General features: G+C 50.2%; 11 protein-coding genes. 5 read left to right on the top strand and 6 right to left on the bottom strand.

Annotated features, from left to right (window positions below):
• Nucleotides 1-32: 32 nt before the first annotated feature.
• Nucleotides 33-917, bottom strand: coding sequence for a DMT family transporter (locus ACFVRY_RS23015; RefSeq protein ID WP_387502631.1), 885 nt, complete (start codon nucleotides 915-917; stop codon nucleotides 33-35).
• 104 nt (nucleotides 918-1,021) lie between these two features.
• On the opposite strand from ACFVRY_RS23015, the gene ACFVRY_RS23010 reads away from it, so the two are divergent.
• Together ACFVRY_RS23010 and ACFVRY_RS23005 are read left to right on the top strand one after the other, a co-directional pair.
• Nucleotides 1,022-1,903, top strand: coding sequence for a LysR family transcriptional regulator (locus ACFVRY_RS23010; protein ID WP_387502630.1), 882 nt, complete (start codon nucleotides 1,022-1,024; stop codon nucleotides 1,901-1,903).
• Nucleotides 1,904-1,908: 5 nt separating this feature from the next.
• On the top strand, nucleotides 1,909-2,883 hold the full coding sequence (locus ACFVRY_RS23005) for an aldo/keto reductase (protein WP_387502628.1): 975 nt from the start codon (nucleotides 1,909-1,911) through the stop codon (nucleotides 2,881-2,883).
• Between the two features lie 60 nt (nucleotides 2,884-2,943).
• Here ACFVRY_RS23005 and ACFVRY_RS23000 read toward each other — a convergent pair whose 3' ends face one another.
• On the bottom strand, nucleotides 2,944-4,125 hold the full coding sequence (locus ACFVRY_RS23000; protein WP_387502627.1) for an MFS transporter: 1,182 nt from the start codon (nucleotides 4,123-4,125) through the stop codon (nucleotides 2,944-2,946).
• A gap of 129 nt (nucleotides 4,126-4,254) precedes the next feature.
• Between ACFVRY_RS23000 and ACFVRY_RS22995 the strand changes: the two genes are divergently transcribed.
• From ACFVRY_RS22995 to ACFVRY_RS22985, 3 genes are all read left to right on the top strand, one after another.
• Complete coding sequence (locus ACFVRY_RS22995; RefSeq protein WP_387502626.1) at nucleotides 4,255-5,172, top strand: LysR substrate-binding domain-containing protein; 918 nt, start codon at nucleotides 4,255-4,257, stop codon at nucleotides 5,170-5,172.
• A 143-nt stretch (nucleotides 5,173-5,315) separates the two neighbouring features.
• Nucleotides 5,316-6,293, top strand: a complete 978-nt coding sequence (locus ACFVRY_RS22990; RefSeq protein ID WP_387502625.1) for a LacI family DNA-binding transcriptional regulator — start codon at nucleotides 5,316-5,318, stop codon at nucleotides 6,291-6,293.
• Nucleotides 6,294-6,324: 31 nt separating this feature from the next.
• Nucleotides 6,325-6,807, top strand: coding sequence for a DinB family protein (locus ACFVRY_RS22985; protein WP_387502624.1), 483 nt, complete (start codon nucleotides 6,325-6,327; stop codon nucleotides 6,805-6,807).
• 82 nt (nucleotides 6,808-6,889) lie between these two features.
• Here ACFVRY_RS22985 and ACFVRY_RS22980 read toward each other — a convergent pair whose 3' ends face one another.
• The 4 genes from ACFVRY_RS22980 to ACFVRY_RS22965 all read right to left on the bottom strand — a co-directional run bounded on the left by ACFVRY_RS22980 (nucleotide 6,890) and on the right by ACFVRY_RS22965 (nucleotide 11,964).
• On the bottom strand, nucleotides 6,890-7,981 hold the full coding sequence (locus ACFVRY_RS22980) for a carbohydrate ABC transporter permease (RefSeq protein ID WP_066378348.1): 1,092 nt from the start codon (nucleotides 7,979-7,981) through the stop codon (nucleotides 6,890-6,892).
• Nucleotides 7,981-9,063 (bottom strand): carbohydrate ABC transporter permease, encoded by a 1,083-nt coding sequence (locus ACFVRY_RS22975; protein ID WP_387502623.1) that lies wholly within the window; start codon nucleotides 9,061-9,063, stop codon nucleotides 7,981-7,983. Before ACFVRY_RS22975 ends, ACFVRY_RS22980 begins: the two co-directional genes overlap by 1 nt.
• A 133-nt stretch (nucleotides 9,064-9,196) precedes the next feature.
• Nucleotides 9,197-10,618, bottom strand: coding sequence for an ABC transporter substrate-binding protein (locus ACFVRY_RS22970; RefSeq protein ID WP_387502622.1), 1,422 nt, complete (start codon nucleotides 10,616-10,618; stop codon nucleotides 9,197-9,199).
• Between the two features lie 341 nt (nucleotides 10,619-10,959).
• Complete coding sequence (locus ACFVRY_RS22965) at nucleotides 10,960-11,964, bottom strand: LacI family DNA-binding transcriptional regulator (RefSeq protein ID WP_387502621.1); 1,005 nt, start codon at nucleotides 11,962-11,964, stop codon at nucleotides 10,960-10,962.
• Nucleotides 11,965-12,013 lie beyond the last annotated feature (49 nt).

The following is a 12,013-nucleotide window of genomic DNA, read 5'->3' as shown; positions in this document are numbered from 1 at the left end:
TTTACTATTCGATGTAGGGCATTCAGCCTTGGTCAGTTAGCTGAAAGTTTGGTAGAACGCTTGAATTTCACATTCACCAGAACAATGCTGCACACAATCAGCAGCAGTCCGATGACCAGGTTAAGCGTGATTTGTTCTTTAAGGAAGAAGACACTGCTGCCAATCGAAATTAACGGAATCAGGAAGGTAAACGAACCCACCTTGCCTGCCTCCCCTTCATTAATCAGTTTGAAGTATACGACCCAGCCCATCGCGATCACAAAAATTGAAATAAACAAGGTATCAGCGATAAAAGCACCATTCCACACAATATCTCCCCACCGTTCGGTCACAGACCCCGAGAACGTCAGGATCAGTCCACCAATCGTAATCTGCATGGCGGTCAACCATAGCGTATCTACACGGTCAGATCGCAGCTTCATATAGATTGTACCAAATGCCCAGCTTAACGCGCTGGCAAGGGCGAGGAAGATGCCCCAAAGGGAAATGCTGCCTGTAAATCCACCGACACTTAGTGAAGCTACACCAATAAACCCTAGTAGCAGTCCGGCGATTTTGAGTCCATACATGCTCTCCCCGAGCCATATCCAAGAGAAAATCCCTAGCAGAACTGGCTGTAAGAAGACGATCGACGAGAACAGACCGGCTGGCACATATTGCAGCCCAATGGTCTGAAAGCCATAGTAGAAGACAATGCTGAGAATCGCAGAGACAAGATAAATCCGCCATAGCTGCTTAAAGCGCAGACTCTTCCATCTCGGCAGAGCGAGCAGAATGAGCAGCACGCCGCCAATCAACGTGCGAATCCCTGCGAATAGCAAGGGTGGGGCGTATGCCAGTGCAATCTTAGACAAGGGCCAGTTAACGCCCCAAACAATAACAAGAAATAAAAGCAGCAGTATATTTTTCTTCTGCATAGTTGTTGATTTCATCTCCTTGAATCGGCTTCATGTCAAATGATACAATAATCACACTCATAATAGAAATAAATATTAATCATAAGGGGCATATCAAAAAAGATATGAACAACACTCAAATCACCTTATTTGTCAAAATCGCCGAAAGCGGCAGCTTCACCAAAGCCGGACTGGAGCTAAACATGACCCAGCCTGCTGTCAGCCGAGCCATTTCAACACTGGAAGACGAGCTGGATGTGAAACTCCTGCTCCGTGACCGGCGCAGCGGTTTGGCGCTTACCGATGTGGGAAAGCGCGTCCTTGTCCTCTTTCGTGAAATTCTAGCCGGCTTTGACAAGGTCAATCAGGAGATCGCTCTGGAGAAGGGCCTGGAGAAAGGCCGTATCCGCATTGGAGCTTTTCCTGTGGCTGCCGCTTATTTTTTCCCAAAGATTATCCGTTCAATCGCCTCACAATATCCCGGTGTCGAGATTGAAATGTACGAAGGCTCTGTCACTGAGGTTAAGGATTGGCTGGATTCCCGCTTTATTGATGTAGGATTAATCCTGCCTCCTATTGGTGAATTTGAGACCTTCCCCCTTTTCCGTGAGCAATTATACGGTGTGGTGCAGGAGGACAACCCGCTTGGCAAACACAAGATCATCTCGGTAAATGATCTCCAGCAAGAACCGCTGTTGATCTGCAGAGCTGGCTATGAGCCACCCATAGAGGACCTGTTCCGCCGCAGTGGCAGCACACTGAACCCCAAGTATGTGGTGAACAATTTCTCCACCGCGTTGAACATGATACAGGAGGGGCTGGCCGTTGGCATTATGTCCGATCTGGCGCTGATGTCACTGCCTCCGGGCGTGGTCGTGCGAGAGCTGTCCCCCGATGCCTACCGCGATATCCATATCGCTGTCCAATCGCTGGAGGGTTCATCGATTGCGGTTAAGCTCTTCATTGAGACGGCATTACAGTTATTCACCAATAAAGAAACGGAGTGATGGCTATGAACTATCATCGGCTTGGAAACAGTGGACTGCAGGTATCTGCACTCGGATTGGGTACGAATGCCTTCGGCAAACGGGCAGACGAGGATACTTCCATCGGCATTATCCATGCAGCGCTGGATGGAGGTATCAACTTCATTGATACGGCCAACATCTACGCTGGTACAGAGTCGGAGCGGATTATTGGCCTGGCCTTGAAAGACAGACGTCACCATGCCGTACTGGCCACCAAGGCAGGGCTAATTCGCAGCGAAGGCCCGAATGGAAGCGGCTCTTCCCGTCATCATCTGATGCAAGAGCTGGAAGGCAGCTTGCGCCGCCTGAAAACCGATTATGTTGATCTGTATCAGATTCATACCTTTGATCCCCGTACTCCGCTGGAAGAGACCCTGCGTACGCTGGACGATATGGTCTCCTCAGGCAAAGTTCGCTATATCGGCGCCTCCAACTATGCGGCCTGGGAGCTTATGAAGGCACTTGGCATCAGCGAAGCACGCCACTTCACCAGATACGTCTCCATTCAGTGCAGCTATTCGCTGGCTGACCGGACACCGGAAAATGAGCTCTTGCCACTCTGCCTCGATCAAGGCATTGGCATTATTCCATACTTCCCGCTTGCCGGGGGAATCCTGACCGGTAAATATAAAACGGTCAGCGATGTCCCGCAAGGCTCACGGGTCCATACCGATCCAAGCTTCTCCCGCTTCCTCAGCGAGGACCGGATCAAGCTTGGCGAGACGGTAAACCAGCTGGCGACAGCACTGGACACGACGCCTACCGCCTTGTCTCTCGCCTGGCTGATGAACCAACCAGCCGTCTCCAGCGTTATCGTAGGCGCTACCCGTGTGGATCAACTGCAGGAGAATCTCAAAAGCACCACACTGGTCCTTGATGAGGAGGCGCTCCGAAAGCTAGAGGAAGCCAGTAACGCTTTTCGTTACGGTGAACCATTCGCCTACTACCGTTTGCCTTAAACGTTATAAAGCTAAAAAACAGCAAGTCCCGCATTTCGGGACTTGCTGTTTTCAATTTATTCAAGGACGCGTCAGCTCCGGCTCCCCCGTCACCGCTTCAACTGGGGATCTTGATCCTCTGCCAATCCACAATTGGACACCAATCATCAGAACAATCACGACCATAAGTCCCATCAGGGCCAGCCGAAACTCACCTGTCCAATCATAAATTCGGCCGATCAAAAGTGGACCAGCAGCACCCAGAATATAACCGCCGCCCTGATTCATCGCCGACCAGGAACTGACTTCCTCAGGCCGCTGTGCCTCAATAATCGGCAGCATCAGTGCTAGCGGGAACAAACCCCCTGCCCCGATCCCAAGCAGGATTGCACTTAGGAATGGCGATACTGCACTGATTAGCGTAATGATCCCCACCAGTTCGAACAAGCTGCACAGCACCAGCCAGAAGGTGCGCCGTTTATATTTAGCCACCAGAATCGGGATGATAATGCTGACTGGGATCTGAATTAAGGTGAACAGGGTCAGCAGATTCCCTGCTTCATGTCTGGTATACCCCATGGATGATACAATTGGGGCCAGCCAAGCGGTCAGCGAATAGAAGACGCTGGCCATCATGCCGAAGAACACGGTTAACAGCCAAGCTCGTTTATTGGCAAGCGGCAGCGTAAAATCAGCGCTATTATTGACCGGGACAGGTTTCGAGGCGACCCTCCACCAGACAAGAATGGCGGCGATCGCCAGGATTGCCCATATGGCCAATGATTTTTGCCAGGAGTTGCCGAGCAAGGTATACAGAGGGACAGATAATCCTGCCGCCAGTGAAGCCCCGAACACCAGCGAGGCCGAATAGACGCTGACCAGCGCGGAACCGCCGGGAAAATGGGCTTTAATAAAGCCTGACAAGAGTGGTCCAGCAATCCCAATTCCGATGCCGGACAAGAAAGCTGTCAGAATCAGGATGCCGGAGGAGTTCGTCACTGCCCGGGCCGCTGTAGCTGCACCAATTAAGATCATAGAGTACAGAATAGCCCGCTCCATGCCGATTTTACGGCTGATTTTAACGGCCACAGGAGCAAAAACACCCATACATAATACAGGCAACGTGGTGAGCAGACTAGCGGTTAAACCGCTCATCCCGAGATCACCCTGGATATTGCTTAGCAGCGGAGCCACAGACGTAATGACCGGGCGCATATTTAAAGAGGCCAGAAACAACGCGGCCAGTAAAAGCACGATTGGCATGTGGATCATCTCCTGTTAATAGTAGTATCATTTCTGCTTCCTGAGTATACGGCCCAACACAAGAATTGTTCAATACTATTATTTATATTATTATCATAGATAATAACTATGATTAGTGAGGAGCAGTTCATGGAGACACGACATCTGCACTATTTCCTCGCACTATGCGATGAACTACATTTCACCAGAGCGGCAGAACAGCTAGGCATCAGCCAACCCACCTTAAGTCAGCAGATTCGGGTGCTTGAAGGTGAATTGAATATGCCACTTTTCGACCGTATTGGTAAAAAAATCGCGCTTACGGAAGCCGGGGCCCTGCTCAAAGCTTATGCCTCCCGGATGATTCAGGATGAGCAGAACGCCAAAAATGCCATCAACGAACTTCGCTCTGACAGTCGCGGAACCATCCGGCTGGGTCTGCTTCCCTCTGACCTCGACTATCGCCTCACACCGCTTCTCGTGCAATTTCACCAGGAATTTCCCAATATACGACTACAGGTATATGCCACCACTCAGATAAGGCAGGAGGTGCTGGATAACAAGCTGGATATCGGAATTAGCCTCAAAGGCCCACGAGACCCTATGCTGGTCGAAGAGGATTTAGGCATCGAGCAATACCAGTTAGTCATTCGCAAAGATCATCCCTATGCTGACCGCGAACATATTGAATTATCCGAGCTGCCTAATCTCCCTTTGGTGATGTATCCCAGAGGCTTGCTTGGACGGGAACTCGTGGAGGACTGCTTCCGGGAAGCAGGACTGCAACTCACGCCCCTTATGGAGACTGGATCGGCCACCTCTGTACTTCAGTTGGTCAAAGCAGGGATTGGAGGCACGATCCAGCCTGCCAGTCTGCTCAATCATCTGGAAGATCGCAGCTTCTGCTCTATACCGATTATTAATCATCCGCCACAGCGTGAATTAAGGCTTATTTACCGGACGGATCGATTCATCAGTCATGCCACGGGTATTTTCATCGATCGACTCAGAGACTTCCTAATCAGTGACCTTACCGAAGTAAAAACAGAACCGGGTACTGAGAAGTAGAAGCTGAAATATACGGTGGGACCCTTTCAAACAGCAGGGTAGCATGGTTGTATGAATAGTCAGGAAGGCCTTACGATTATAGACACAAAGGCCCCTCCAAGTTAGTATTAACCTATATATAATGGAATCAGGAGATCAATGAAATGCCGACAATTAAAGATGTGGCACTGAAGGCCGGTGTTTCAGTGACAACCGTATCCCGAGTGCTGAACAACAGAGGTTATCTCAGTGAAGAACTGAAGAAAAAGGTCTACGATACCATGGAGGAGCTGAACTATCGGCCCAATGAACTGGCCCGTTCATTAAGCCGCTCCAAATCCAACATTATTGGCCTCATTATCCCTTTTGTCTCACACCCGTTTTTCGGTGAATTGACAAGCCACATTGAAGAGTATGCCTACCGGAACGGGTATAAGCTTCTGCTCTGCAACTCCCAATTGGACAAACTCAAGGAGTTCGAATATATCGACATGCTGCGCTCCAGCCGCGTGGATGGCATTATTATGGGGAGCCATACACTGGAAGTGGAGGCTTACCGCCAGATTCACCTGCCGCTGGTCACCTTTGACCGCCAGATTTCACCGGAGATCCCCTACGTCTGTTCCGATAACTACCGAGGGGGCGCACTGGCAACAGGCCTTCTGGCCGACAAAGGCTGCCGGAAGCTAGCCCACATCGGCGTTCATCCACACCTTAATTTGTTGTCCCATCAGAGATATGTCGCCTTCCGTGACGTTGCGGAGCAGCGCGGAATATGGCATACCTCGCTGCACACAGATGTCAATGGCTTTAAACTGGAGGAATACGAGGCTCTACTGGAGCAATTATTCCTGGAACACCCGGATATCGACGGAATTTTTGCCAGCAGCGATATTCTGGCGGCGTATGCCCTCAAGGCTTGCCAGGACAGTGGCAGACGGGTTCCGGAGGATGTCCGCATCATCGGCTATGACGGCATAGCTCAGCGCAAGCTGCAAAACCCGCTGATTTCGACCATCCGGCAGCCGATTGAAGAGATTAGCAAACGCGCGGTTGAGCTAATTATTGAGCAGATGCAAGGCAAGGCTGTCTCCTCCGAGCATATCCTGCCGGTGGAGCTGGAGGAAGGCGCCACTACATAGACAGCGGGTCCGCTCCGGTGGGGGCCGCTGTATGAATAAGGAGGTAACAACGATGACCTTGAACGCTGTTCCATGTATAGAGGTGCTGCTGCAAGAAGTGCCGCAGGCCTTTCGAAGCCTCACTCTTGCCGAGGCGCTAGAACCACTAGCACCTGGCAAATGGTCTCGCCTGCAGATTCTGGGCCATCTGTGTGATTCAGCTATCAATAATGTATCGAGGTTCATCCGGATTTCGTACGAACCACAGCCCCTGCTACTCTTCCCTTATGAGCAAGATCAATGGGTAGCTGCACAGCGTTACAGCCAGACCTCCGCGGAAGAGGTACTGAGTCTCTGGCTTAGCCTGAATCAGTCCATATTACGGGTAATCTCGGATCTGAAGTCCGCTCAGTTATCCTTGTCCTGTAAGCTGCCTAACGGGGACAACGTCACCTTCCAATGGCTGATTGAGGACTATCTGAATCATATGGTGCATCACTTGAAACAAATATTCCCGGATATTGATTTCCTGTGACACCCACAAGGCCCCCGTCACTTCCACCAGGGAAGTAGGACGGGGGCCTTTTTAATCTCATAGCGTTATCTTATCACTGCAATTATCCTTTGATCGATCCACCCATGAGACCTCTGACAAAATACTTTTGCAGCAGGAAGAAGATCGCCAGTGGCATCAGCATAGAGATGAATGCGGCCGAGGTAAGCAGATGCCAATCGTTACCGCGCGAGCCGACAAGGTCGGCAATCTTCATGGACATGACCTGCACGGATGGCTGGCTACCAATAAAGATCAGCGACACCAGATAATCATTCCACACCCACAGGAACTGGAAGATGCCGATTGAAGCCAGAGCCGGAACGGACAATGGCAGAATCAGTCTGCTGAAAATCGTAAAGTGACTGGCCCCGTCCATAAAAGCCGACTCAAACAGGTCTTTAGGCAACTGGCTAATAAAATTGTACATAAAGTAAGTCACCAGCGGCAGTCCGAACGCAGTATGTGCCAGCCAAATCCCTAGGTAGCTCCCATTCAGCCCAAGCGCGGTATAATCCTTCAGTACCGGAATAAGCGCCACCTGAATCGGGATTACTAGCATCGCAATAATGGTGACGAACAGCGTCTTGCGCCCCGGGAACCTGAGCCAAGCGAAAGCGTAGGCGGCAAAGGAGGCGATCAGCACCGGAATCACCGTGGCCGGCACGGCAATCGTGAGCGTATTCCAGAACGCCTGCGACAGACCAGAGCCTTTTTGCACCTTTTCACTGCCATCGGCTTCCTTCAGCTTGTATTCCTTGCCGGATAGTACATTCTTGTAGTTCTCAAGCGTCAGATCTGGCGTAGTCTTCCAGCCTTGCTCCTGGATGTTTAGAGTGCGTGCCCGGCGGTTCTCCCACATTAGGCGGTTACCATCTACCGTTACTCCCGCTTTTAACTGGTCATCTGTATACGTCTTACCTTTGACCTCGATCGGCTGGCGCAGGTCCACATCCTTAGAGAGTTGGATGCTTTCCCCTGCCGTCCATTCCTGATGGGGGAACACCTTCCACCAGCCGGTCTGCAAAATATCCGCCGCCGGTCGAAAGGAGGAGATGAAGAGGCCCAGCGTCGGCAGCAGCCAGATGAAGCATATAATGCCCAGAACGATGTTAACAGCCGTTTTGCTGCCTTTTCTCTTCTTGTTACCTACCATTAGAATCCCCCCTGCTTGCGGAACTGACGCAGATTAATGAAAATCACCGGCAGGACTGCTATCAGCAGGACAATCGCCAGCGTCGAGCCGTAGCCAAAATTCCGGTACATGAAGAACTGTCTGTAGAACTGCGTGGCTACTACTTCTGTATCGTATTGACCTCCCGTCATCACCATGACGACGTCAAATATTTTCAAAGTAAAGACGATAATGGTGGTCGTGACCGTCAGGATCGTGGTTGAGATGAAGGGAACAATAATGCTGAAGAAAATTTTGATCTCACCTGCACCATCCACTCTCGCCGCCTCCAGAATATCTTCGGGAACCCCCTTGATCGCTGCAGAAAATATGACCATAGCAAACCCCGTCTGCATCCAGACCAGGATGATGATGAGGAAGAAATTGTTCCACGGCTGAATCATACTCGTCCAGGCCTGCGGCTCACCGCCAAAATAAGTCACAATAGCATTCAACAACCCGATTTGTTCATCGCCCGGCTGATAATAGTACACGAACTTCCAAATGACACCTGCAGCCACAAAAGATATCGCCATGGGCATAAAAATAATCGCTTTGGCGATTTTCTCATAGCTGCTGCGGTCGGCCAGAATGGCTATCAGCAATCCCAACGCTACACAGGCCAGTGTTCCCACGAACACCCAGAGCAGATTGTTTCGCAGTGCCGTCGCCAGTAGACGGTCATTGAAGATTGCAGCATAGTTGCTAAGGCCAACGAATTTCTCCGAAGAAGCATTGAAGAAGCTTAGGTAAAGCGTCCGCAGTGCAGGCAGCACCAGCAGCCAGCCCAGTATCAGCACCGCAGGTCCTACAAAAACATAAGGGAGCACCCTCCTGCGAATATGAGCGGGGTATCTCTCAACCGCCCAGGTCAATGTATAGTAAATCAGATAGACGCCCAGCACGCCCCAAAGCACGGCAAGAACGGCGGTCACCAGTGGATTCAGCGTTGAATCCCGGAAAAATAGAAAGATCAGTCCATTCACAACGATATTGGCCAGCAATACACCGAGGGACAACAACACCGCCGATACACTGATTCGTTGCTTTGCTTGTGCACCCATGTTTAGCTTCCTCCTATAAGTTCTGCTGAGCAAAACTCTCTTCGCAAGCAAGAAAAAGAGAGGCAGCTTACGGTGATGTGTCCTGCCTCTCTTCTTCTTGTCATACAGTCAGTCCTGTGACTATGTGTTCCGACTAGTTATTCCATCCCGACTGGATTTGCTCCAGCGCTTGATCCAGTGTAGCCGTGCCGCTTACATAATCGGTCATACCTTTCCAGAAGGTGCCTGCACCCACTTTGCCTGGCATAAGGTCGGAGCCGTCGAAGCGCAGGGTTGATGCCTCCTGAACAAGCTTCGCCATGCGTCTGTCGGACTCGGAGCTGTACCAATCCAGGGAAGCGTCATTCATCGGGGCAATCATACCGCCGGATTGAACCCAGCTCTTGACCGATTCACCTGTTGTGAAGAATTCGATTACAGCCCGGACTTCCGGACGATCATTGAACATCGCATAGATGTCTCCGGCTACGAGAACCGGCTTACCGTATTGAGGATCAATCGACGGCAGGTAGAACCAGTCATAATCGACATCCACCTTGGCAGTTTCAGGGAAGAAGCTGGTGATGAAATTGCCTTGACGGTGGAACCAGGCTTTGGGCGGATTATCGAACATCGGTTTTGGTGCATCGCCAAACGCCGTGGTTACAATCGACTTCGTACCGCCGTAGACATAGTCCTTGTTCATCCAGATCTTCGACATTACCTCCACGGCATGCTTCACTTCAGGGGAAGTGAACGGCAGCTCGCCTTTGACCCATTTGTCATAGTTCTCAGGAGAAGTGGTACGAAGCATAATATCCTCCACCCAGTCCGTAGCCACCCAGCCGGTAGCCGCTCCGCTCTCGATGCCAATGGTCCAGGCAGGGTCACCGTCCTTGGCGATCTGCTCCGTGAGGGACATCATCTCATCCCATGTCTCAGGGACCTTGTAGCCGGCTTCGTCAAATTGCTTCTTCGGATACCACACCAGGCTCTTCACGTTACTGCGATTCCAGATACCGGCCATAATCTTGCCGTCCTTGCCGTCCATCATAGACATATCCAGCCAGCTCTTGTTGTAGTTGGTTTTCATCTTTTCCTGGTCCAGCACATTGGTTAGATCAATGACCTTCCCAGTTTTGGCGATGGCGGCAAGTAGCCCCGGCTGCGGGAAATCAGCAATATCAGGCGCGTTACCACCGTCTACCCGGATGTTGATCGTCGCTTCAAATTCTTTGGAGCCCTCATATTGAATATCAATGCCGGTCTTCTCTTCAAACTCTTTGATACTATTCTCGAATTTCACCTGGTCGGCATCGACGAACGGTCCAAACACGGTGACCTTGGTCCCTTTATATTCACCTTTCATCGCTAAATCCAGCGGTGATCCTGCCGCGGTGTCCGTACCTGAATTTGTTGAATCCGGGGTGTTATCCGCCTGATTGTTGGTTTTTGCCGGAGGATCTGTTGATGCCGCTCCGTTATTGCTGTTGCCGCCACATGCGCTTAACATCATAGCGAAGGACAAACAGAGTACGAGAGGCAGAGTTACTTTGCGTGTTGAAGACTTTTTCATCTTTGCATACATCCCCTTTTAGTGGTTTAGAGAACTTTCTGCTGTCAATCATGCCGGTAGCCAAACGCTACCAGCTTTCCCGGATCACCTCCTTGCAAAGGTTTTCAAAATATGGTTATTACCGCACACAAATAGCCGAATTACGCAGTTATCAATATAATAGCGCTTACATTTTGAGATTGATTTATGATGAGAGCGCTCGTAAGAAACTATTTATTAAAAATTCTAAAGTATATTAGGGTGTAATTCATGGTGGGGTAGGAGAAGAGAATGCCATGCGTATAGTTTTGGTTATTTATATGAAAAGCTTTTCAAAATGGACGAAAAAAGAATGTCACCATTCATTTTTCCCTTGAGGATTCCCTCACGATCAGTCTGTGATCCATTCTTTCTCGCAGAATAGCAACCGAACCGGTCACCAGCAGCTCATGCAGTTTCTCGGCGGCACGATACCCAAGCTCATAAATTGGCTGTGCTATGGTGGTCAATTTCGGAATGAACATACTAGACATTCTGAGGTTATCAAAGCCAACAACGGATACCTGGCCCGGAACATGAATATTCCGGTCTTTAAGATAAGAGATGGTCCCCATCGCAAATTCATCAGCTACGCAGAAGACGGCGGTTAACTCCGGATATGCCGTGAACAATTCATGTGCAGCCTCATAGGCATGCTCAAAACGATGATTGGCGTATCTGATTTTGCCGATATTCTGCTCAAGACCATATTCCGTTAAAGCCCTGATGAACCCTTCATAGCGTGGTGGACCGGCGATGGAATTATCATGGTTGAAGCCGATCATGCCAACTTCCTTGTGCCCAAGCTCAATGAGGAATTTTACCGCATCATAGGCAGCCGTTTCGTCATCGACCTCAACAGAGGGAATTTCATAGTCGTAGGTGTGGGAGGACAAAAGGACAAAAGGGATACGGCAGCCGACAAGCTTCTCGTAATACTCGGGGTAAAGAACATCACTGGCGAACACAATACCGTCCACCTGCTTCTCATAGAAGTTATCAATGTAGGACAACAGGCGTTCCTTGTCACGGTCTGTGTTGCAGATCATCAGGCTGTAACCCAGCTTAATGCATGCATCCTGCATACCCCGGATAATTCCTGCAAAATAGAGATTTTCGATATCCGGTATTAGCAGGCCCAGTGTGAAAGATTTCTTGTAGATCAGACCGCGTGCAAAAGCGTTGGGCTGGTATTGCAGCTTCTGCACTGCATCCATAACCCGCTTACGCTTGCTCTCCACCACCGAATCGGGGGAATTCATCACCCTGGATACGGTACTGATGGATACTTCGGCCATCCTGGCCACATCTCTGATTGTTGGCTTCATTTTGGATACTTCCTTTTTAGAAAACCTTTTCAAGGGGATTATAGCAAGG

Source organism: Paenibacillus sp. NPDC057934, from assembly GCF_042887565.1.
Classification (GTDB): domain Bacteria; phylum Bacillota; class Bacilli; order Paenibacillales; family Paenibacillaceae; genus Paenibacillus_AQ.
This window is presented reverse-complemented; position numbering and strand designations above follow the sequence as displayed.

Coding starts and splice junctions, on each gene's coding strand:
- ACFVRY_RS23005 (WP_387502628.1), top strand. CDS start 1,909: ATGAACTATCATCGGCTTGGAAACAGTGGACTGCAGGTATCTGCACTC.
- ACFVRY_RS22990 (WP_387502625.1), top strand. CDS start 5,316: ATGCCGACAATTAAAGATGTGGCACTGAAGGCCGGTGTTTCAGTGACA.
- ACFVRY_RS23015 (WP_387502631.1), bottom strand. CDS start 917: ATGCAGAAGAAAAATATACTGCTGCTTTTATTTCTTGTTATTGTTTGG.
- ACFVRY_RS23010 (WP_387502630.1), top strand. CDS start 1,022: ATGAACAACACTCAAATCACCTTATTTGTCAAAATCGCCGAAAGCGGC.
- ACFVRY_RS22965 (WP_387502621.1), bottom strand. CDS start 11,964: ATGAAGCCAACAATCAGAGATGTGGCCAGGATGGCCGAAGTATCCATC.
- ACFVRY_RS22970 (WP_387502622.1), bottom strand. CDS start 10,618: ATGAAAAAGTCTTCAACACGCAAAGTAACTCTGCCTCTCGTACTCTGT.
- ACFVRY_RS22980 (WP_066378348.1), bottom strand. CDS start 7,981: ATGGTAGGTAACAAGAAGAGAAAAGGCAGCAAAACGGCTGTTAACATC.
- ACFVRY_RS22975 (WP_387502623.1), bottom strand. CDS start 9,063: ATGGGTGCACAAGCAAAGCAACGAATCAGTGTATCGGCGGTGTTGTTG.
- ACFVRY_RS23000 (WP_387502627.1), bottom strand. CDS start 4,125: ATGCCAATCGTGCTTTTACTGGCCGCGTTGTTTCTGGCCTCTTTAAAT.
- ACFVRY_RS22985 (WP_387502624.1), top strand. CDS start 6,325: ATGAATAAGGAGGTAACAACGATGACCTTGAACGCTGTTCCATGTATA.
- ACFVRY_RS22995 (WP_387502626.1), top strand. CDS start 4,255: ATGGAGACACGACATCTGCACTATTTCCTCGCACTATGCGATGAACTA.